The 21,988-nt window shown below is 62.7% G+C and carries 17 protein-coding genes; 6 read left to right on the plus strand and 11 right to left on the minus strand.

Going from position 1 to position 21,988, the window contains the following annotated elements; translation table 11 throughout:
- Positions 1-52 precede the first annotated feature (52 nt).
- The 4 genes from WH303_RS14475 to WH303_RS14490 form a co-directional block, all read right to left on the minus strand.
- Positions 53-1,936: an IPTL-CTERM sorting domain-containing protein gene (locus WH303_RS14475; protein ID WP_339519330.1), complete on the minus strand. Its 1,884-nt coding sequence runs from the start codon at positions 1,934-1,936 to the stop codon at positions 53-55.
- Positions 1,937-2,988: 1,052 nt separating this feature from the next.
- Positions 2,989-4,878, minus strand: coding sequence for an IPTL-CTERM sorting domain-containing protein (locus WH303_RS14480; RefSeq protein WP_339519331.1), 1,890 nt, complete (start codon positions 4,876-4,878; stop codon positions 2,989-2,991).
- Between the two features lie 376 nt (positions 4,879-5,254).
- A complete protein-coding gene (locus tag WH303_RS14485; protein ID WP_339519333.1) occupies positions 5,255-6,013 on the minus strand; it encodes a hypothetical protein in 759 nt (252 codons plus the stop codon).
- A 605-nt stretch (positions 6,014-6,618) separates the two neighbouring features.
- Entirely contained in the window at positions 6,619-7,011 is a 393-nt protein-coding gene (locus WH303_RS14490) for a hypothetical protein (RefSeq protein WP_148293235.1), read from the minus strand.
- A gap of 139 nt (positions 7,012-7,150) precedes the next feature.
- Between WH303_RS14490 and WH303_RS14495 the strand changes: the two genes are divergently transcribed.
- Positions 7,151-7,288, plus strand: coding sequence for a hypothetical protein (locus WH303_RS14495; RefSeq protein ID WP_021028029.1), 138 nt, complete (start codon positions 7,151-7,153; stop codon positions 7,286-7,288).
- Positions 7,289-7,658: 370 nt separating this feature from the next.
- Here the strand turns inward: WH303_RS14495 and WH303_RS14500 are convergent, their stop codons facing one another.
- Together WH303_RS14500 and WH303_RS14505 are read right to left on the minus strand one after the other, a co-directional pair.
- Entirely contained in the window at positions 7,659-9,359 is a 1,701-nt protein-coding gene (locus WH303_RS14500) for a WD40 repeat domain-containing protein (protein WP_339519335.1), read from the minus strand.
- Positions 9,356-9,907 (minus strand): GTP cyclohydrolase II, encoded by a 552-nt coding sequence (locus tag WH303_RS14505; RefSeq protein ID WP_339519359.1) that lies wholly within the window; start codon positions 9,905-9,907, stop codon positions 9,356-9,358. Before WH303_RS14505 ends, WH303_RS14500 begins: the two co-directional genes overlap by 4 nt.
- Positions 9,908-10,771: 864 nt before the next feature.
- Here WH303_RS14505 and WH303_RS14510 point away from each other — a divergent pair.
- Positions 10,772-11,128, plus strand: coding sequence for a PRC-barrel domain-containing protein (locus WH303_RS14510; protein ID WP_021028025.1), 357 nt, complete (start codon positions 10,772-10,774; stop codon positions 11,126-11,128).
- 366 nt (positions 11,129-11,494) lie between these two features.
- Here the strand turns inward: WH303_RS14510 and WH303_RS14515 are convergent, their stop codons facing one another.
- From WH303_RS14515 to WH303_RS14530, 4 genes are all read right to left on the minus strand, one after another.
- Complete coding sequence (locus tag WH303_RS14515) at positions 11,495-12,736, minus strand: sensor histidine kinase (RefSeq protein WP_339519337.1); 1,242 nt, start codon at positions 12,734-12,736, stop codon at positions 11,495-11,497.
- Positions 12,737-13,019: 283 nt separating this feature from the next.
- Positions 13,020-15,503: a TonB-dependent siderophore receptor gene (locus WH303_RS14520; protein WP_339519339.1), complete on the minus strand. Its 2,484-nt coding sequence runs from the start codon at positions 15,501-15,503 to the stop codon at positions 13,020-13,022.
- Positions 15,504-15,638: 135 nt separating this feature from the next.
- On the minus strand, positions 15,639-16,700 hold the full coding sequence (locus WH303_RS14525) for a FecR domain-containing protein (RefSeq protein WP_339519341.1): 1,062 nt from the start codon (positions 16,698-16,700) through the stop codon (positions 15,639-15,641).
- Position 16,701: 1 nt separating this feature from the next.
- Positions 16,702-17,229, minus strand: a complete 528-nt coding sequence (locus WH303_RS14530; protein WP_339519343.1) for a sigma-70 family RNA polymerase sigma factor — start codon at positions 17,227-17,229, stop codon at positions 16,702-16,704.
- Between the two features lie 163 nt (positions 17,230-17,392).
- On the opposite strand from WH303_RS14530, the gene WH303_RS14535 reads away from it, so the two are divergent.
- Together WH303_RS14535 and WH303_RS14540 are read left to right on the plus strand one after the other, a co-directional pair.
- Entirely contained in the window at positions 17,393-17,941 is a 549-nt protein-coding gene (locus WH303_RS14535) for an RNA polymerase sigma factor (RefSeq protein ID WP_339519345.1), read from the plus strand.
- 26 nt (positions 17,942-17,967) lie between these two features.
- Entirely contained in the window at positions 17,968-19,170 is a 1,203-nt protein-coding gene (locus WH303_RS14540; protein WP_339519346.1) for a FecR family protein, read from the plus strand.
- Between the two features lie 251 nt (positions 19,171-19,421).
- On the opposite strand, the gene WH303_RS14545 is transcribed toward WH303_RS14540, so the two are convergent.
- The gene (locus tag WH303_RS14545; protein ID WP_339519347.1) at positions 19,422-20,291 is read right to left on the minus strand and encodes an AraC family transcriptional regulator; all 870 of its coding nucleotides are present in this window, start codon (positions 20,289-20,291) and stop codon (positions 19,422-19,424) included.
- Between the two features lie 133 nt (positions 20,292-20,424).
- Here WH303_RS14545 and WH303_RS14550 point away from each other — a divergent pair, with 133 nt between their 5' ends.
- Together WH303_RS14550 and WH303_RS14555 are read left to right on the plus strand one after the other, a co-directional pair.
- On the plus strand, positions 20,425-21,168 hold the full coding sequence (locus WH303_RS14550; RefSeq protein ID WP_339519348.1) for an SDR family NAD(P)-dependent oxidoreductase: 744 nt from the start codon (positions 20,425-20,427) through the stop codon (positions 21,166-21,168).
- Positions 21,169-21,180: 12 nt separating this feature from the next.
- The gene (locus WH303_RS14555; protein WP_339519349.1) at positions 21,181-21,582 is read left to right on the plus strand and encodes a VOC family protein; all 402 of its coding nucleotides are present in this window, start codon (positions 21,181-21,183) and stop codon (positions 21,580-21,582) included.
- Positions 21,583-21,988 lie beyond the last annotated feature (406 nt).

Below are 21,988 nucleotides of genomic sequence, written 5' to 3' on the forward strand. Positions count from 1 at the left end.
GCAGCGTACCTGCCCAGCATGTGTGGTACGCCGGGCAGGTGCTCCCGGTGGCTTACACCGTCTTGCGGCTGCGGCGCAGGCCCACAGCACCCATCAGCGCCGCCAACGCGGCCAAGCCAAAGCTGCCCAGCGTAGGCACCTGCTTGAGGGTGGCAGGCGGCTGGGTGGTGGTGTCACCCGCGTCCTTGATCAGCACCTGCGCGGCAGGGCCGGCAGGCGTGTAGGCATCGGCGGTAGTGGGCGGCGCAATGGCCAGCTCCAGGCTCACATCGCCGTCACCCGCCGTGGTGTTGGGCGTGGCGGTAATCGTGCAGCTGGCCTGGGTGGCATTGGCGGGTACCATCAGCGGCGATGCGCAGGTGGTGGTGAAACGTGGGTTGGCCGCCGGCAGCACCAGGTTAATGGGCAGGTCGGCCGTGGGCGCTGCTGTCAGCGTGACGGTGCAGGTGGCGACCTGGTTGGCTGTATCGCTCAGCTCGGCAGGGGTGCAGACCACACTGGCCTCGGGGCTGGCGGCTTCCACATGGTTGTCTGACTGCAGGTACCAGTTGGCCCCCACCTTGACCAGCACATAGTGCAATCCACCGGCTTCTACATAGCCGGGCGCGGGCAGGCTGAAGGTGCCGTTCGATGCACCGTCGACCTGTACCACCAAAATGCCGTTACCGCTGGTTTGTGCACCAGTGCCGCCGAGATTGCTGATGTTCAGCGTGGTACTGCCGCTGGTGTCGCCTTGCACAACCAGCTTTTCGGTGGGCGAACTGCTGTCCCCGAGCGCCGTGTTCATTACAATCTCACCGCCATTGCCGGTGTAGTTTTGGGCCACCGTCAGCACACTGCTGGTGCCGCCGTCCGCCATGGTTATCGTCCCGCCGTTTTCCAAGCTCTTGACGGTAGAGCTGTACGTGCTGGTGTCGAGCGTTCCCCCCGGGGCCACTACAAAATCGGAGCTAGGGCTCAGGCTATTGGTGGCACCTGCGCGCAGCACGCCGCTATTGATACGGGTGATGCCGCGGTAGTTGGTGTTCTCACCGGTCAACGTAGTGATGCCATAGTTGTTGACGTTGATCTGGCCGTCACCATCCAAATCGGGCGTGAGCTGGTAATTGCCAGAGTCATTCGAGTGGTTCAGGTTCAGCAGACCCTTTCTAGAGCCCTCAAATCGCAAGCTACTCGCGGTGACCACACCTGGGTTGGTCCTGCCTTCAATATAGATAAGAGGGGAGTCAGGAATGCCCGGCGCGGAATCATGTAGCGTGATCACGCCGCCTGCGTTTAGGGCACCACCTTCAAAGATGTTAACGGTTGTACCGGCTTGGGTCGGTCCCTCTCCGATCGAAAAATTATTGTCTGCGAGAAATTTGGAGTCAGTTCCGGTGATTCGCAGCTCGCCATTGCTGAAGTTGGCGCTGCGTTGGCAGTGGAGCAATCCACCTTCGCTGGTCATGACATTCGAGAAGGAGGCCGGCCCGAAAAGGCAGTCGCCCGCCTTCAATATTGAGTTGGGGTTATCGACTGTCACCGCAGCACTGGAGCCTGGCCATCGTGACAATTGCAGCGTCCACATAACGGATACGGTGGCACCCTGACGCACGAACAAAGCGCCTGCTCCGTAGTTGCCAATGGTTAGGCTTTTAGGGGCAGCGGATGCAAAGTTCCATACGGAGTTGCGGTCACTCACCTCCACGGCTCCCTCACCGGCGACGGCATCGCCGATGGTCGCTTCTTCGGAAGTCAGTTGTCCACCCCTGATGACTGTCAGCGCGCCCCTGCCTGTGGTGCCTACGCTGACCGACGCTGCGGTGTAGCTAGCGCCCATATTGCCTGTGGGATTGGTGTCATCCGTAAAGTTGATGCTCTGGGCCTGCGCCCAGCCGCTCAGCAGGCAGGCAGTGAGCAACGCATAGCGGGCGGGAGGGGTGAATCGTTTTTTCATATGGATTTATGATTTATAGGTTGTATGAAGCTATTTAAACAGCCAGCGAAGGGAAAGGAAAAGCGCAGAGCCAGGTACCTGGCATCAAGCACTGAGCTGTGGTTAAACCATGGGTTGGCGTTGCCAAGCCGCATGGCACCACCATCGTGGCGCACCGATAGCCGAGGCGGGTTGGAGAGAGGAGAGGGGCAGCGTCATCCACTTTCTGCTTCTGAGGTTGGAAAAAATGGCACCTATCTTGCATTCAAGCGTGGTATGCAATAAAGCGTCTATCAATAGCATAAAGCAACTAGAAATTTGTGATTCATAACAAATGTCTAACAAAAATTCAGCGACCAAAGGCATGGCGGTGCGTTTCAGCCATTCAATGCGAATCAGATGTATGGATGGTGCTGACCTCCTCACAGGGCGTTGGCATGCGCGTTCTGAAAGTTCGCAAAATGTGTGCAAGCAATGTATGCAAGATTGATTTAAAGCATAGCCTAGCACGATCAATTCATATAGTTTATAAAAACTAATCTATTGATAGGTTTTTGCCAGAGCCTTGGAGCTGATGGAGCCAGGGCTTATAGCGGGCAGCAATGGCCTTATTGCGGGGGCGTTTTGCACTGCAGCAGCGCGCAGGCAGCGCCGCTGTACGTAGGGGCGCTGTTAGAGGGGATGCCTAGGCATGGGTGCACGGCGAGCGGCCGTTAAAAATGGGGCCATGCCGCGTGACCAACCCGCATCTGTGTGAGCCTCTCCATGTCATTGTTATGACAAAAGAAAAGGCATGTAAAAGCGGGAACGCTGGCTGACAGTCGTATAGATGAGACAGGGTGGCGTATATGCGCAGCCGCCTCTGCCCTGGTCGGGTGGGGAGCGAAGCCAAGGCTATCGCCGTGCAGGGCCGGCCGGTGCCGCTTGCGAGCTGATCGTTACGCTGGGCGATTGCGTGAGCGGCAGCCCATCTGCAGCCGTCGGGAACCCAAAGAACCGTTGCCTCTGCTGCGCCCTGCTCGTTATGGCCAATACGGGGCAGCGCCTGGCGGCGCTACCCCCTGGATGCTGCCTTAGGCAGCGGACTTGCGCGAGCGGCGCAGGCCCAGAGCCGCCATCAGCGCTGCCAACGCAGCCAGGCCCCAGCTGCCCAGCGTGGGCACTGCAGTAGGGCTGGCAGGCGGCTGCGGCGCATTGGCATCCTGGATAACGACCTGCGCAGCAGGGCCCACGGGCGTATAGGCATCTGCGGTGGTGGGCGGTGCAATGGCCAGCGTGACGGTCACATCGCCATCCCCTGCCGTGGTGTTGGGCGTGGCGGTAATCGTGCAGCTGGCCTGGGTGGCATTGGCCGCAACCACCATGGGCGATGCGCAGGTAGTGGTGTAGCGCGGGTTGGCCGCAGGCAGCACCAGGTTAATGGGCAGGTCGGCCGTAGCGGCAGTGCTTAGCGTGACCGTGCAGGTGGCGACCTGGTTGGCCGTATCGCTCAGTTGCGCAGGCGTGCACACCACGCTGGCTTCGGGGCCGGCCGCTTCCACCTGGTTTTCTGATTGCAGGAACCAGTTGTTGCCGACCTGGACCAGTGAATAGCGGAAACCACCAGCCACCACATAGCCGGGCGCGTGCAGGCTAAAGGTGCCGTTGGAGTCCCCATCGACCTGCACCACCAAAATACCGTCGCCGGTGGTTTGCGCCCCTGCGCCGCCCAGGTTGCTGATATTCAAAATGGTGTTGCCGCTGGTACTGCCCTGCACCACCAGTTTTTGAGTGGGCGAGCCGCTGTCTGCCAGCGCTGCGTTCATCGCAATCACTCCCCCATTGCCGGTGTAGTTTTGGGCCACCGTCAGCACGGTGCTGGTGCCGCCCGCTGCCATCGTTACCAAGCCGCTGTTGTCCAGGCTCAAAACGGTGGGGCTAAAGGTATTGGTGTCCAGCGTGCCGCCAGCGGCAACGACAAAATCGGAACTGGGGCTCAGGCTATTGGCAGCGCCAGCGCGCAGCAGCCCGGAATTGATGTTTGTGGCGTTGTAGTAGCTGTTGTTGCCCGTCAATGTGGTGGTGCCGGCGCTGTTCACATCTACGCCGCCATAGCCCAAGATATCGGGCGCGAGCTGGTAATTGCCTGAGGCATCACTGTGGTTGAGGTTCAGCACGCCCCCTTCGATAGATTGAAAGTCGATGGAGGGCGTCACAACGGCACCGGGCGTGATCGCGCCTTCGATTTTGAGCGCGGTAGGGCCAGTGATCCCCGCCGCATTGCTTGCAGGTATCACGTAGCTGACCGCTTCGATGGATGCTCCTTCACCAACGGTCACCACCGCATCAGGCCGGCCTGCAGGGGCGCCCCATTCGAGTTGCGTGTCCGAGACCCATTTGGAGCCCGCGCCGCTGATATTTACTTCGCCATTGAGCAGCAGACCTCCCAATTTGCAAGAGATCACGCCGCCATTGGTAATGCGAACGACCGAGTTGCCATTGTTGCCAAACTCGCAGTAGTCACCTTCCACGATCGAGTTGGCGCCATCGACTTCCACCAACGCGCTCGATCCAGGAAGCTGGCCTGATCGAAACATGACGTTGACGTTGCTGACCGTGGAGACGCTGGCACCGTTGCGCACCTGCAGGCTGCCGGATCCGCCATTGCCCACCGTCTGGCTGGTAAAGCCCGGAGAGGTCAGCGTCCACGAGGAGCCCGCGCCATCGAGCACCACGGTGCCCGAGCTGCCCGCCTGCTGGCCGATATTGCCGCCCTGCGAGGCGAGTTGTCCGCCACTGAGGATATTGAGCGCGCCGGTGCCGCTGTCGCCCACAATCACCTGCGTGGTGGTATGGCTGGCGCCTTGGTTGCCGGTGGGGGTGGTGTCCCCGGAGAAGTTAATGCTCTGGGCTTGGGCCAGGCCCGCGAACATGCAGGCGGCGAGCAGCGCGTAGCGGGCGGGCGGCATAGTTTGCTTTTTCATCAGAATCCTCATGCATTGAAGCTGTAGAAAGCTATGGACAGTGCAGGCAAGGGGCTGGGCCTGGTCGCCCACATGCGGTTGTGCCGCGATGGACGGTACCCGACCCTGTCTGCTTGCCCATCGGAGCAATGGCCATCTGCAGGAGATAGGCCATAAAGCGATGGCCCATGGCATTGGCGACATTGCCATTCGCCATGAATGACAAATGTCTAGCCAGGCATCGGTAGCGCAGGGCGTATTGGCTGCTTTTCAGCAGCCAAGGCAAAAAGGGTGTTGTGTATGGGTGGTACTACCTCCTGACCATGCCTGGGGTTGGCTGTTTGGTGCGGTCTGTGAATCTGGGGGAATGGCGAGCGCTGGCTATTAACGGACGGCGTTAGCCTGCCGATTTGCGCGTACGCCGCAGGCCCAGCCAGCCCATCACGGAGACCAGCGATAGGGCGCCCACGGCGCCTAGCGTCGGCACCGGGGTGGGTGCAGTGGGGGGAACCACAATCGGGTCATCGACGGGCACCACCGTCAGCTTGATGGCGGGGGTGACCTGGTCGTTCTGGGTCCAGGTGCTGCCTGCGTCAAGGGTTTGCACATAGCCTGCAGCCGAGGTTGAAAACCCACCTGCAAAGGTGTAGGCATTGCTGGGGCCGTCGTTGTCCGACAGGCCGATATAGCCACCTGAGGGGCTGGACACCATCAATGCGTACTTTGTGCCCGCCAGCAACGTGGTGTTGGGGATGGAGCCCAGCTGGGCTGCTGTGTAGGTATTGGCGTTCAGGTTGGCGCCATCATTGGGAACGACGATGGGCAGCGTGGCCGAGGCCAGCGCGGCGCCCGTGGGCAGTTCAGTGCTGCCGTCGAGCTGGAACAGGCGGAGCAGGGCGGTGGTTGCCGGGTCGGTGTTGGCCAGACCCAAGGTGATCTCCGTGATCCGCGTTGGCACCGTGCCGGTGGTGAACGCGGGGCCGCGCCACTGGCTGTCACTCACGGGATACGCCGAGTAGAAGTCAAAGCCGGTGCTGTCGATCACCACCTGCGGTGGCTGGCTTTGTGCCGATGCGATCGGTGCCCAGGATGCCGCGCAGGCTAAGAGGCCGATGGCGGCGTAGCGGCGTAAAGCGTGGCGGCGAATCGTTGGCATAGCGCTTCCTTTAAAAAATCGAAGGTCGAAAACAGCTTTGCGATTGAAATGTTGGAGGTCAAAGAACGCTTTGGTTATTGAATGGATGCATTGACATTGATTAATGATTGATAACCAATGTAATTTTTAATATCTATTTCTGTGGAGAAAGAAATTAATGAGTATTTGCAATTCCATAGCGGTATTTGGTTTTTTGTATATCAAGTTTGCGCTGATCAGCGGCGGAGTTTGAACGCTGCTGCTGGCTCGGACTTGCCGGATTGGCGCTCGTAGCAAGGCTCCCCGACCTGGGCGCTGGTTAAGCAACGGCGCACGCCGCGCAAGAATCAGCATTGATGAGGGGATATGCCGCCCGCCGGTGTTTGGCGGTGGTTGGCAGGGGCTGGGGGCCCACGCTAACGCGCAACTGGCAGCGCCGCCAATCGCTGGCGCAACCCGTGCACAGCCACGCCCGGCCGTTGCAGTCAGGCGACAACGGCGGCTGCTGGCAGTGACCCGCCAAGGCGCAGGGGTTTAGGCGCTGCGCGCCAGCAGCGTGAACCTTGGCGGTGCGTTAGACCGGCGCAGTCAGGCAACCCATAAGCGCGCTGGGCCAGCGCTGTGCATTACGGTGCGGTGGGTGCGTTGCACTGCCAGTTGCCGCCCATGCTTTGGCAGCGAATGCCATTGGGCCCCACCAGGTTCTGGGGGCCGGAGCGGGTGAGAAAGTGGCCCTGGTTGTCAGTACAGCCGCTGGCATTGCAGCTGATGATAAAGACCGGCTGCTGGGGGGCAGATGGCGTTGTTTCCGTACTGGCGGGCTGAGACGAGGGCGGGCGCCGGGGCGTTTTGTCGCCATCGGGGCGCTCGTCAGAATCACTGTCGCGGTCGCTGGCACAGACATTAGCGGTGGCGGTTGCTGTTGGGGGCTCGCTGCGTGCGGCTTGGGGCACCGCTGCCGCAGCGCCCGCCGCCGCCCATGCCGGTGCCAGGCCCAGCAGCACCATTGCCAAAGTCATCGAACCACGCATTCTGTTTTCCTCTATCCCAACGTAGGGGCCAGCTTTTGCTACCGACAAGCCCCGCGACTCAGCGCTGACCTGCTTTCTGTCCTTTGTCCGACGCGTGCGCGCCAGGCCAATGGATAGATTGTGAGCTATGAACCCACCTGACCCCAAACCTACCAAGCCCACCAATCCCAACACCCGCGCTGGGCGATTCGCCAACAAGCGTTTTGCCATCATCGGCGGGATTGTTTTGGTGTTTCTGCTGATCGCGATCTTTGTGCCCCTTTGACGGCACGACCGCATCCCAACACCTTGAACCGGGCAGCCCATAGGGCTGCCCGTGTTGTTGGTGGCGTTTGGGGCGGCGCACGCAGCAGTGGTGCTGGTATATAGGCGCATCTCGGTCTGTGCCGGTTTGAGGGCACAGCTGATTTGCAGCGCTGCCTGCTGCTTTGGCAATGTTGACCGATGGCAGGGCGTGCGCAATACCTGCCCTCTGCGCTTGGCCGCCTTGGATGAGGCGCCTTGGTACGCAGCGTGGCTGCAGGCCTGGCAGACCGAGCTGGGAGACCAAGCTGGGAGCCTGAGCTGGGCGTGATGGCCGAGACGATGGAGCCAAGCTTGCGCAGCCCCGATGGGGCAAGGCGCAACGCCGCTGCTTAGTGCCGTTTTACGATCGGGATGTCGTAGATATTGCCATCGTAGGAGCCGGCCAGAAATTGTGCCTTGTCGCTGTCAAAGCACAGCGACGAGATGCCCGCTGAGGTGGGGCGCATGGTGGGCTGCCATTGCCCTGCAGCATGGTCGTAGATGGCGACGCAGCCATGGTAGGAGCCCGTGGCAATCCATTGGCCATCAGGGCTGGCGGCAACACATTTGATGGAATGCTGGTGGGGGGTGTTCAGGTCGGTCGATGCAAAGTCGTCCCAGATCCGCAGCTTGCGATCCCGGCTGACGCTGACAAAGCGGTCGTTGGGCAGTGCCGCGCAACCATTGGCAATGCGGCTGTGGGCATCGCGTTTGCTGAACAGTTCGTGCAAGCTCGCAATCGACCACCAGGCGGCGCTGCCATCCGCACACACGGAAAACAGCCTATGGCTGGAGGCGGCGATGGATTTGACGGCGTTGTCATGCAGCTGCAGCGTAGCGACATGGTGCACAGCCCCATCTTGCGCCAGGGCAAACACGAGGCCTTCACCTGTATAGCTGCCAATGACCATATGGGCAATGCCGTTGCGCATGAATGCCGCGCCGCAGTTGAGCGGGGATCGGTGTTGGTACAGCGTCTCACCTGTTGCGGCATCGAACAGCGCCCCAGTTTGGCCGCCGGTGCATATCTTGCCGCCGAGGGGCGTGAGGAAGTTGCACAGGCTGCGCAGGTCGCGGATGGGCTCGCCATGGGCTTTGAGAATGCCGGCGTCGCCAATCGATACCACGCCCCAGGGGGGCTGCAGGGTGGCGGTGGCATTGATGCCGCCTGTGGCGCAGACCTTGTCGAGATTCCATTCGCCCGTTGGGATGTGGAAGAGCGCGTAGGAAGAGCCAAAGGTGGCAAAAACCAAGGTGTCCTTGTCCAGAAAAGCGCAAGACCTGGGCCATATCGGTGCAGGAATGCTCGACTGCGCCATGGGGGTGAGGGCGCTGGATTGCGCTTTCCAGACGCGCAGCAGCCGGTCATAGCTCAAGCTCACCAGCAATTGCTCGTTGTCCTGGTAGACCAATCGCTTGATGCCAGCCTGGTGTGCCGGTGTTGCCTGGCGATGGCTGCCGTCGATGGTCAAGATCATGCCGGCATCATTGCCCGCATAGACGGTGCCATTGTTGGCGATGGCAATGGTGTCGGTCTCCACCCCGCCAAGGTCAATGTCCTGGAGCAGGTCTCCCGTTGCCAGTGACCATTGCTTGAGCGTGCCGTCGTCGCTGGACGATAGCAGTGTCTGGCCATTGGCGGACCAGGCTATCGAGATCACATCGGCGCTATGGCCTGCGAGGCAGTGCCGGAGCCGGCCTTGGAAGTCGAAGACCCTCACATGGTGGTCGCGCGAGGCAGTGGCGATCAGCGCCTCGGTGGGGTGGAACTGGGCCATTTCAACATCATCCCCATGGTCGGAGAGCACGCAGATGAGCTTCATGCCAGGCACGGACCACAACCGGGCCGTGTGGTCGCTGGAGGCGCTGATCAAATGCTGGCCGTCGCTGCTGAAGGACAGCTGGTTAGCCAGATGGTCATGCCAGGCACGGGCCAGTGCGATTTTCTGGTGGGCGTCCCACAAGATCACCTGGTTGTCGTATACGGCGCTTGCAATATAGCGACCGCCATGGGTGGCAACGCCGCTGATGGGCGATAGATGGGAGATCATGGAGCTTCCTTTTGCAGAGCCGGAACGTCGATGGAGTGGCGTGAGTGCTTGACCTTGGTTTCCAGGTAATGGCGATTATCGGCATCGACAAACACCCCGGTAGGGATGCGTGACTCCACGGTAATGCCTGCCATGCTGAGTTGCTTTTGTTTGTCGGGATTATTGCTGAGCAAGCGGATGGTTTGAATGCCCAACGCTTGGAGCATGTCAGCGGCGACCTGGTAACTGCGCTCGTCGTCTTTATGGCCCAAGGCCCGATTCGCGGCAAAGGTATCCAATCCTTGATCTTGTAATAGGTAGGCTTCCAGTTTTCGATAAAGGCCAATGCCTCGGCCTTCTTGGCGCAAATACAGGAGCAGGCCCCCTTCGGTATGCAGGCGTTGCAGTGCTTCCTGGAGTTGGGGACCGCAGTCGCAGCGTGCGGAGGCCAGCGCGTCGCCCGTGATGCACTCTGAATGCAGGCGCACCAGCGGCGCTTTGGCGTTTGGGCGCTTGAACCGCACCGCAAAGTGCTCGCCGTTGTCGCTCAGGTTGCCAAAGCTGATGATTTCTGATGCGGCCTTGTGCCCATTGGCCAGAATGATGGGCACCCGCACGATGCTGCGAACCCGGGGTTTGGCTAAGGCATTCTCTCTGTCTTTTGAAGCGCCGTTTATGCACTGATCTGTGTCCATGATGAATCCCCGCTGGTATGGTATTTGTATACAAGATTCGAATGAATTTTTAACCACCGAGGAAGAAAGATACTACGTGCTTATGCCGTAGTCACGGCTTCAGTTGTTTCTGCGGAGAGACAATATTGATAATTTGCTTTTTATTTTATTTTTAAATTATCTAATTGAGGGTGTTAATAATTTTAATTTTATGCGATAAGTCCTGATGTGCGAGTGATGGGTTTTCGTTGATTACTGGAAATTTTGAAGTGTCTAGCGGGTTATAGGGTTCTGGCGGATATATTGGCGGGATTTTTGGGCTTGGTGGCGTTACATCCCCAGGCTGGGTTGTTTGCAGGCGTTGCTGCAATGGCTGGCGCTGGGGCTGCGCTGCACGCCGGCGCTAGCCCCGCCTGGTGCACCGCAGGCAGGGCGACGCGTGGCGCTTGTGGCGCAGCCCTGCCAATGCGGTGTGGCAGCTGCTCGCCCATCCAAGACGGCGTGCAGGAGCTTCTGTGGTGGGCGAGCCCACGTGCGCAGGGGCTTACGGGAGACGATGCGCCCCGCAGCAATGGGCGCTTTTTCCAGTCCTGCAAAACCGGTGCGGCCCGTCCTACGGCTATCGGACGGCGATGACTACCCGGCTGGACCGCGCCGCTGTTTAGCATTGAATCCAAGGCCGAGACATCAGGGACGCGCTCTTACCGGCACCCCGCATCGGCCCCTTTGCAATCCCGCTTTCCAACACAGGAGAACCCTATGAATACGATCAACACAGCATCGAGCGTGATCTCTTCGGACAAGGTGCAAGGCACCAAGGTGTACAACCCCAATGGCGACAAGCTGGGCTCGGTGGAAAGCCTGCTGCTGGACAAGCTCACGGGCAAGGTCCGCTACGCGGTGATGGAGTTTGGCGGCTTTCTGGGCATGGGCACCGATGTGTACCCTCTGCCTTGGGAAACGCTGAAGTACGACACGGGCCTGGGCGGCTATGTCGTGTCGCTCACCAAGGAGCAGCTGGAAGGCGCGCCGCGCTATGCGCGTGAGACGACGCAGGACTATAACGACGAATACGGCCGAAAGGTGAATGAATACTACGGCGTCCCTTGGATCTGATCGGGGCGGGGCTAATACAGCCCTTGATACGTCGTTGCCCGGGCTTGTCGTACTTGCAGTACTGCCTACGCCCGGGACGCCTAGTCTCAAGAACTGTCTTAGCCCCTTGAATGGGTACGTTGCTGGGGGCAAATTCCCTACTGCAATGGCCCTTGAATGTGTAGCGCAGTTCGTTGTGCAAATACAAAGCAGCCCTCTGGTTATTCAGCGGGCTGTTTTTGCGTTGTTGGTATGGGGCGTGATCTGTGCCCTGCCTTCGGACGGGCGCCAGGTTCGGGGCTGTCTTAGTCTCATTTTGGACTTGCTGGGCCGTGTTGGTGACTTATCGACCTCGTGCCGTTTCCAGCGCCCGGTTTATTTGTCCGCCTACAGAACCACCGGCAGCCTGATCGTGAAGGTGGTGCCGGCATCTGAACAAGATAGCACGGTCAGGCTTCCCTGGTGGGCTGCGACGATCTGCTTGCAGATGCTCAAGCCCAGCCCCATGCTGGTGGCGGCAGACTTGGGGCCTTGGAAGTGGGGGTCGAACATCTGGGCGATCACTTCATCTGGCACCAGTGGGCCTCGGTTGTTGACCAGAATGACGATGTCTTTTCCTTCCAGGCTGCCGGTGATCTGAATCGGAAAGTCCGAGCCGCCGTAGGCCACCGCGTTTCCCAGCAGGTTGGATAAGAGCTGCTGGATACGTGGGATGTCGACACGTACCTCCGCTGGGAGCTCAAGCGTTGCGATGAACGCATGCTGCGGATGCGCTTCCACAAACTCATCGATGACGGTGTGCAGGGCCGCCGCGAGGTTTTGCGTGGGTTCGGGGGCCACGGATATGGCGTTACCGGCCCGGCCTTTGGCGTAATCGACCAGATCATCGATGAGCTTGCTCATGCGGCGGGCGCTGGTTGCGATGCGCTCGCCGAGCTTGGCCGCCTTGGGCTCGTCGCCCCGCGCGAGCATCTTTGCGCCCATTGTGATCGCCTGCAAAGGGTTGCGTAGATCGTGGGCGACAACGGCCAGAAACACCTCGCGGGCGTTGCCCGTCTCTTTAAAGCTCTGAATCTCGTTGGTCAGCTGCTGGGATATCAGCTGGTCTTGGAGAAGCTTGCCGAGAATACCGGCGCAAGCGGTAAAAATGGCGCGGTTTTTCTCGCTGGTGATGGGCCTGGGCTCTGCATCCAAGGCAAACAAATTACCGAAATAGCTGCCATCGGTGAGCAGAATCGGTTCGCTGATATAGGCGCGAAATCCGTAGAGCTTGGGCGTTTTATGGTCGCGAAAAACGGGGTGGTCCAGCGCGTCATCGAATGCAATCCCGAGCTGGGATTCCATGACGTCCTTGCACAGGGTGCTGTCCACATCCAGTTCGTCACCGGCTTTCATGCCCAGGCCCATGTCGTCCACCACAGCGCATGCACGCCACATGTTGGAGCGGACCCAGGCCATGCCCACCAGCCCCATGCCAGTCTGCGCTTTAACGATTTCAAGAATGTAGTGTGCGGCCCTGGAGTTCGTCGCAGTGAGGACGCTCAGGTCGATGTCAGCTGGGGTGTTGATGGCGGCTCTCCTGCGAGTGCGCGGCAGTATAGCAAAGGCTTCGAGTTGGGAGAGTCCCATTTGACTCTCGGGGCGCTAACGCGCGGGTGCTGAAAATGTGTTTCCTCAGCCGGTGGGACTGCTGCCCCAGATATTGGGAATTTTTGCAAAGGACCTGGGAATGGATCGATCAACCGCTCGCACTGATTCTGCAGATGTTCTTGGGTTTTCAAGCCGCACGTTTGCTGGACCCATAAGACCCAGCCATAGGGCAGAGCAGCGGTTCTACGACCCCTCCACCAAGCCTGTGGCCAGCAGCCCGCTGGGTTGAGCAGCGGGCTTTGTCGTTGCTGCTTGGTGCCGCTTAGAAATCGTACTTGGCGGTCAGCGTGAACTTGCGCGGCGCGCCGTAGTAGATCTGGCTGCCGGCAAAGTCGAAGTAGGTCTTGTCGAACAGGTTGTTGATGTTGAGCTGCAGCGACAGCTGGCGCGAGATGTCGTAGCTGGCCATCAGGCTGGCGAGGGTGATGGAGCCCTGGTCGCGGCGCGCTTCCACGTCCGTCGACGTGGTGGTGGTAGCGTAGGTGGCGCCGCGCCAGGTCAGGCCCCCGCCCACCTTGAGGGCGCTCCAGTTGCCGGGCAGGCGGTAGCTGGTGTAGAGGTGGGCCATGTTGTTGGGGCGCTGTGACTGCAGGCGCGAGTCGTCGGCCGCGCGGGCATCGGCCCGGGCAAAACCGGCGATCAGCTGCCAGCCCCGGGCCAGCTCGCCGGAGACCTCGGCCTCAAAGCCCTTGCTGGTGACACCTTTCTCGCCCCGGTAGGCGGGGTTGCCGGTGCCGCCAATCATGTTGTCGCCGTCTTGCACGGCAACATTGTCCTGGGCAATGCGGAACACGGCCAGGGATGCATTGACCTTGCCATCGAGGAACGCGGCCTTGATGCCGGCCTCGTAGGCTTTGCCAGTCACAGGGTCCAGGTAGCGGCCCTGGGTGTCCTGGTAGTTTTGCGGCTGGAAGATATCGGTATAGCTGGCGTAGACGGTGTAGGTGGCGTTCAGGTCATACAGCAGGCCGGCGTAGGGCGTGAAGACCTTGTGCTTGCGCGTCTCCGTCAGGCTCTGGCTTTCCCAGCGGGTTTCGCGACCGCCGACGATGAGCTTGAGGTCATCGGCCAGCGACAGGCGCAGCGCGCCATAGACGGCGGTCTGGCGCGTGCGGTCATCGCCCAGCGGGCGGAAGGCGCCCCAGACCGGCTCGGGGTAGGAGCCATCCCAGTCAAAGATATTGCCCACGGGTGTGGCGGTGTAGGCATGGTTGCCATAGGCGTAGTTGGACTGGCTGCCGGTCAGGCCCAGCACAGCCTCATGCTTGCGGCCGAGCAGATCAAATGGCCCGGTGGCCTGCAGGCTGCCGCTGTTTTGCGCAAAGCTCTGGCGCGAGTAATTGGGGTAGGGGCCCAGGCCCAGACCGGTGTTTTTGTCCGGCTCGTTCAGCAGATAAAAGAGCTTGGAGGTGTAGTCGGCATCGAGGCGGCTGGCGTTGGCCTTGATGGACCAGCCATTGTCAAAGCGGTGCTCCAGCCCAGCGTAGGTGGTGCGGCTGGTGGTGTTCCACTCGGTCCAATCGGCGCCAATGCTGAACGAGCGCGGCCAGTGCGTTGCGCTGCCATCCTGGTAGACCATGGGCAGCCCTCCCCAGGTGACGCCGGTGGGGCGCTTGGCCTGGTGCTCCAGGCCGATCCAGGCGGTGGTGTCGGGCGTCAGATCGGCCTCGGCGGTGGCGAGCAAGGCGCGGTTGCGCGTGTGGTAGCGGTCCAGGTGCGAGTCGCGCTCGTCGGCCATCGCGGCCACGCGGGCGCGGATGCGGCCGTCGTCGGTCAAGGGCGTGCTCAGGTCCAGGGTGGCGCGGCGCTCGTTCCAGGAGCCCAGGCTGAGGCTGGCCGAGCCGGTGAAGGTTTTGCTGCTGGCGCGTTTGCGCACCAGGTTGACCGAAGCACCGGGGTTGCCCGCGCCGGTCATCAGGCCCGTCGCACCACGCACGACCTCGATGCGGTCGTACAGAATCGGGTCGAGCATCGAGGCGCCAAAAAAGTCATTGGCGACATAGGTGGGCACGCCGTCGTACTGGTAGTTGTCGATGTAGAAGCCCCGGGCGTCCAGATCGGTGCGGTCGCTGTCGGAGCTGATGGCCGAGATGCCGGTGATATGGCGCGCGGCCTCGCCAATGCTGGTGATGCCCTGGTCCTCGATCTGCTGGCGGGTGAGCACGCTGACCGATTGCGGGGTTTCGCGCGGCGACAGCTGCAGGCCGGTGGCGGCTGCCGTGCTGCGGATGGTGTAGCTGCCGGTGCCTTCGGTAGTGGCACTGCGCTCGGCCTGGGCGGTCACGCGCAGCTCAGGCAGGGTGATGCTGGGCGCGCCTTCTGCAGCGGCTGAGGCAGCGGCAGCCGGTGCTGCGGCGGTGGGTGCCACACGGCGCACCACATAGCTGCCACTGGCATCGCGCTGGGCCTGCAGCGGCAAGCCCGCCAGCAGGCTGCCCAGCGCCTGGCCCACATCGGCCGCGCCCTGCACGCCGGGGCTGTGCAGGCCGGCCACGGTATCGGGCGCGAACGAGATCAGGGTGCCCGATTCCTGCCCCAGGCGGTTAAGCGCCGCAGCCAGCGGGCCGGCAGGGATGGAGTAGCTGCGCGCCGCAGGGGTGTTGGCTGGCTGCTGGGCCTGCGCATGCGCAGATGTGGTTGCCAGTGCGGCCAGGCTGGCACAGGCGGCCAGGCCCAGGCACAGCAGATGGGCGCAAAGCGCGGTGCCACGGGGCGTGGCGGGGGCAGAGAAGCGAGTGCGGTACATGCGAATAGGTCCCGAGTTTGACAAGCTGGTGGCAGCGCGCCGCCATGGTTTTGCGGCGCTTGTGCAGGGCTTGACACGCGGGTTGGGCCAATTGGCCACCTTTTTTTCAATACGCTGAGGGATGCGCTTGCGTGATCAGCTTTTGTCCACCGTGACCCACCAGCGCGTGCGGCTGCTGATGCGCAGCGGCAAAGTCTGGCTGAGCGCCGCCAGCACCTTGTCGGTATCTGCCAAGGGGTAGCTGCCCGATACGCGCAAGGCGGCGGCCTCGGGCGTGCAGTGCAGGCGGCCGGGACGGTAGCGGGCCAGCTCGGCGATAAAGTCGCCCAGGCGCATATCGTCGGCCACCAGCATGCCCTGGGTCCAGGCCAGGCCGGCAGCGGGGGCGGGCCCCTGGCGCAGCAGCCCGCTGGCGGCGATGCGGCCTTGCTCGCCAGCAGCCAGGCGCAGGGTTTGGCCCATGTCGTGGCGCAAATCTGGTAGCAACTGCAGCTCTACCTGGCCTTCTTGCACCTGCACCAGCGTGTCGTCCGCATACTGGCGCACGCTAAAGCGCGTGCCAATGGCGCGCGCCCAGCCCTGGCTGCTGCGCACCCGCAAGGGGCGGGCCTGGCCGGTGGCAGGGTCGGGGCTGGGGTCGGCGGCGCTCTCGATCTGGATCTCACCGGCGCGCAGCACAATCAGCCGCTCGCTGCTGCTGTAGCGCAGGTCCACGGCCGTGGCGGTATTGAGCAGCAGGCGCGTGCCGTCGGCCAGCACCGTGCGCTGTTGCTCACCGGTGGCCGTTGATAGATCGGCGCTGGCGCTGAGCCAGGCCTGTTCGCCCAGCGGGCTGTGGCCCAGGGCCAGCAGGCCGCCGGCACCGGCCCCCAGCATGACCGCCAGGCGCACCGCATGGCGGCGCGACAAGGCGGGCGAGGCGAGGGTCTGCACTGCCACTGCCGTGGGCACGCCACGCAACTGGCCATCGATCTGCGCCATGCGCTGCCAGGCCTGGGCATGGAGCGGGTCGGCATCGAGCCAGCTTTGCCACTGCTGGCGCTTGCGGCGGGCTGCGGCGCTGTCGCCGGGCTCCAGATCGAGCAGCCAGCGCACGGCGGCCTGGGCAACGGCGGGGGGGATGGTGGGCGGCAGCGCGCCTGGCATGGCCTGCGCGCCCAGCGGCAGGCCGCCGGGCAGGTGTTCGGGCGCGGCCATCTCAGGCCTGGTCCGCAAAGTAGCAGCGCTCGGCCGCTGCGGCCAGATGGCGGCGCACGCTGGTGCGCGATATGCCCAGCTGCTGGGCAATTTCTTCCTGCGTCAGGTCCTCCAGCCGCCACAGCAAAAAGGCCTTGCGGGCAACCACGGGCAGGCCGCCGAGCAGGCGGTCAATAGCGACCAGGGTTTCGAGCACCATCAGCTGCGCATCGGGTGGCGGGGCCACGGGCTCGGGCAGCAGCGCAAGCGCATCGAGGTAGGCGCGCTCGATCTGGCGGCGGCGCAGGTGGTTGGACAGCAGGCGCTGCGCAATGGTGGTGAGGTAGGCGCGCGGCTCCAGCAGCGCCTGGAGTTGCTGGCGCTGAGTACCCAGCACGCGCACAAAGGTGTTTTGCGCCAGATCGGCCGCATCCCAGGCGCAGCCGAGCTTGCGCCGCAGCCGCGCAACCAGCCAGCTGTGGTGTGCCTCGTACAGGGCCTGCACCGGATCGACAGAAGGTGAGGGCGGAATGCCGGGGCCTGGGTGCATGGTGTTGGGGGTGACGCGATGAGAATGGTTCTTATTATATGTAAACAGTAGTCAAAATATGGATAATGCGATTCATTCGCGTTATTGCATGGCGCCATGGCTGCACAAGCACTGCACAGGCACCGCGATAGCCCTGCGATCCCCCTGTCTGGCCGCTGCCCCCGTGTTCGTCCACTACTACCGAGAACTGCTGAACTTCTGCCTGCGCCAGGTGCGCGACCGCGATGCCGCTGCCGACATCGTGCAGGAGAGCTATGCCCGGGTGCTGGCGATGGAGCAGGCGCGCGCAGCGATCACCGAGCCGCGCGCGCTGCTCTACCAGACGGCGCGCCATGTGATGGTGGACCAGTACCGGCGCGCGCAGCTGCGCACGCACGAGGACCTGCATGCGCTCGATGAAACCGCCCAGCCCCCGGGCCCCGCGCATGAGGAGCCCGACGCGCTGCTGTCGAGCGCGCAGGCGATGGCCGCCTATGCCTCGGCCATTGAGGCCTTGCCGCTGCGCTGCCGTGAAGCGTTTATGCTGCATGTGTTTGACGACATGCCCTATGCCCAGATTGCCCAGCGCATGGGCATATCGCTGAGCATGGTGGAAAAGCATATTGCCCGTGGCCGCCTGGCCTGCCGCGCCTGCGAGCTGCTGCAGCAAGGCGGGGCGCCCAGCGCAGCCCAGCGGCCAGATGCCGCCTTGCCTGCCACCCGCCAGCCTTGATACCGGCACGACGACACCCCCCAGCGATGACCTTGCCCCGCCCCCACACCGCCGATGCCGACCGCCAGGATGCTGCCGATGAGGCCGCATTTGCTGCGTTTGCGCAGGGCCAGGATGTCCTGGGCCTGCAGGCCGCCCTGTGGGCCACGCGCCGGCGCAGCGGCCAGGCACTGCCCTCCCAGCAGGCTGCCGCCTTGGCCGACTGGCTGGCGGCCGACCCAGCCCATGCGCAGGCGCTGGATGCGCTGGAGCACAGCCACGCCCGGCTGCGTGCGATGCCGCCAGCGCTGCAGCATGCGCTGCGGGCGGGCTTGGCGCGCGACAAGGAACAAGCACAGGCGCAAGCACAGGAGCAAGTGGCGGCTACCGCTGAAGCTGCCGAACCCGCAGCGACCGTTGCGGCCGCTATCCCGCCCAGCCCCCCAGCCGCACGGCGCCAGGCCCGCTGGTGGTTTGCCAGCCACTGGCTGCCCAATCTGGGTATGGCCGCTGCCGTGCTGGTGCTGGTGGTGGGCGGCTGGCTGGGCTGGTCGCACTGGCGCAGCCAGCCGCTGTTCAGCGAACACTACGCCACCGAGCGCGGCCAGGCGCTGCAGATACGGCTGCCCGATGGCTCGCAGATGCTGCTCGATGCCGCATCGCAGGCGCAGGTGCAGCTGTTCCGGGGCCGGCGCGAGGTGCGCTTGCTGGAAGGCCAGGCGCTGTTCCATGCCAGCGCCGATGCACAGCGCCCGTTTGAGGTGCGGGCGGGGCACACCCTGGTGACGGTGCTGGGCACCAGATTCTCGGTACGCCATACCCGCGCCGGGTTGGATGCGGGCCAGACGGTGGTCGAGGTCGAATCGGGCCGGGTGCGGGTGGCGCAGGTGGGTGTGGAGGCCCAGACCCTGGCCGGGCCAGCTGCGGTGGAGCTGGTGGCCGGCCAGCGGGTGACCGCGCAGGCCGAGGGCAGCCTGGCGGCGCCGCAGGCCCTGCCGGTGGGCCATGTCGCTGCCTGGCGCAAAGGCCGGGTGAATTTTCAGGACGCACCGCTGGCGCAGGCACTGGCCGAGTTTGAGCGCTATGGCGATACCCGCCTGGTGGTGCGCGACCCGGCCGTCGCTGCGATGCGGGTGGGCGGCAGCTTTGACCTGCGCGAGGCGGCCAGCTTTGCCCAGGCGCTGCCGCTGCTGCTGCCGGTGCGGCTCAAGACCGAGGGCGGGGTGACGGAGATTGTGAAGGCGCGCTGAGGTGGCAGTGCGGTGCCTGGCGCGAAAGGCTGGACATACGTCCGCCGTGCATGCGCCTTCTCCTCCTGCAGAAGCGTACCCACGACCCTGGGCAGCAGCGAGCGGCCCAGATCTATCGCCGGCTGCCCCGGGCCGGCTGCCCCGGGCCGGCTGAACGCGGCGCACTGCAGCGGAAAAGGGAGGAACGGCTAAGAGGCCAATGCCCGTGCCGCTCACTGCAGGGGACGCAAATCCGCTTGCGTATGCCCTATTTACCGCATGCCTGCCGCAAGACGAGCCGCATCCTTGGCGGGCGGCATTCCGAACGCTCTGGCGTATTCCCGGCTGAATTGGGTCGCGCTCTCGTACCCCACCTCGTGAGCGGCTGAGGTGACGTTGTGCCCTGCCGTGATGAGCAGCGTTCTGGCCTGGAGCAGGCGGACCTGCTTTTGGTATTGCAGCGGACTGAGCGAGGTCACCGCCTTGAAGTGGCGATGAAATGCAGAAACACTCATCGCCGCGTCGGCCGCGAGCGCCTCCATCCGCAAGGGCTGCGCGAACTCATGGCGCAGGCGCTGCACCACCCGGTTGATGCGTGCCAAGGCGGTGTCCGGCGTGGCAATGTCGCGCAGCATCCAACCCATGGGACCCTGGAGCACGCGGTAGAGAATCTCGCGTTCGTAGGCGGGGGCCAGCACCGCAATGTCTGCCGGAGCCTTCATCAGTCGCAGCATGCGAACCCAGGCGTCCAGCAACTGCGGCGTCACCGCCGCAACGGAGAATCCCGACTCCCTGGCGGGTTCTTGCGCAGCATGGGGCAGATCCGCCAGCAGCGCAGGCACCAGGGTCAGGCTTACGGCCAAATAGGGCTCCCCGGTGCGGCTTGGGCGCACGATCCCGGCCGCTGGAAGCTCGATGGACATGACAAAGTAGGTGGCAGGATCGTAGTGCAAGGTCTGGCCGCCTACGGACATCGATTTGCTTCCCTGAAGAATGAGATTGACCATCGGTTCGTACACGGCGGCCAGCTGGTGCTCCGGAATAGCCCCCTGCACCATCGCCACGCGCGGGATACCGGTCTCCGTCCTCCGGTTTTCGGCATGGGCCGCCAGCGCGCGGAGTTCGTTCAGTTGCTCATTCATGCGACATTGGACCGCGATCTTGGCAGCGATACAAGCGAACAAGCAGAAATGGGCAGGAGTTAGGCAGGAACAGGTGGGCGATATCGCGCGTGAAAGCCTATCGTTGAAGCACTGGAACTTGTTGGAACTTCATATGGACATCGTCGTTATCACCGGAGGCAGCCGAGGCATCGGTGCAAGCACCGCCATTGACTGCGCTCGCCGCGGACAGGGCGTTATCCTGACGTACCACCGAAACCCGGAGGCTGCGCAAAAGGTGGTTCAGCACATCGCCACTGACGGGGGACAGGCCGTTGCCTTGCCCCTAGACGTAGCCAACATCAGCACGTTTGCGTCCTTCGGGCTTGCGGTGCAGGAGGCCTTGGCCTCGACCTGGCAGGCTGACAGGCTATCAGGCCTCGTGAACAACGCGGGTTACGGTATCTTCAACCCCATTGCGGCCGTCACCGAGGACCAATTCGACGGCTTGATGAACGTGCACTTGAAAGGCCCGTTCTTCCTGACCCAGACTTTGTTGCCGCTGCTCAGAGACGGCGCCAGCATTGTGAACCTGACCAGTGCAACGGCGCGCGTGGCCACGGCAGGGGTGGCGCCTTATGCGTCGTTCAAAGGGGGCCTCGAAGTGCTGACACGGTACATGGCCAAGGAGTTTGGCGAGCGCCGAATCCGCGTCAACTCGGTGTCACCCGGGGCCATCCGCACGGAGCTGGGTGGCGGCCTCAATGCTGAGTTTGAGCGTTTGCTGGCCGCGCAAACTGCGCTGGGCAGGGTCGGCGAGCCCGACGAGGTCGCGCGCGTGATTGCGATGCTTTTGGCCAGCGACGGCGCCTGGGTCAACGCGCAGAACATCGAAGTCGCGGGCGGCTACACCATCTGAAAGGAAGCATTGATGCTCGACCATGTATTTCTCACGGTGAACCATATCGACCGCTCGCTCACCTTCTACGAAAAGGTGCTCCCTGTCCTTGGCATCAGCGCCCGCCACGACTACGACGGCGCAGACGGCCCTGCGGGACATCCTGATTTGAAGGGCTTTGGCGCGAAGGGGCGTATGTTTTTCTGGCTTCGGCAGGGCACGGCAGCTCCCGGGGCGTTGCACATCGGCTTGGTGGCCGAATCCGAGGAGATGGTCAGGCGCGCCCACGCGGCAGCACTTGCCGCTGGCGGAACCGAGATTCACCCCCCTGGCGCGCAACTGCACTACGACCCCCGTTACTTCGCCGCCCAGGTCCGGGACCTCGATGGCTACAGTCTGGAGTTTGTCTACAAAAGCTGGCAGCACGGTAGCTGACTGGCGAACCACCATCAGCACTGAATGACTTCAATGACGTCATCGAATTCGATGGGGTGCCTGAAAACCTGGATGCGCTATCGGGTGGATGCCAACCCCTCCACCGAGCGGACTTGCCAGCATGGAGTCCGCTGTAGTCCATGCCGCTTGCGGAAGCGCTGAGTCTTCACGGTGTGCAACCAGGAGGCAACTGTCATGCACCCGCCGTCTGCTCGCATTTATTTTGGGTGACCCTGGTCGGGCGCGGCCACTGGCCGGGGGCATGGCCTTGTTTCCTGGGTTGAACGTATTACGAGCATTGACAGATTTGCCGGTTTCGACCCGAAGCCGAGGGTGTGCAGAATTTTGTGTAAACGGCCAATTCACTGCAGGCGACAGCCTGCTTGTCCGTAAACACAATGACATC

Origin of the sequence: Comamonas sp. MYb69, assembly GCF_037479315.1 — a bacterium.
Lineage (GTDB): Bacteria > Pseudomonadota > Gammaproteobacteria > Burkholderiales > Burkholderiaceae_C > Comamonas.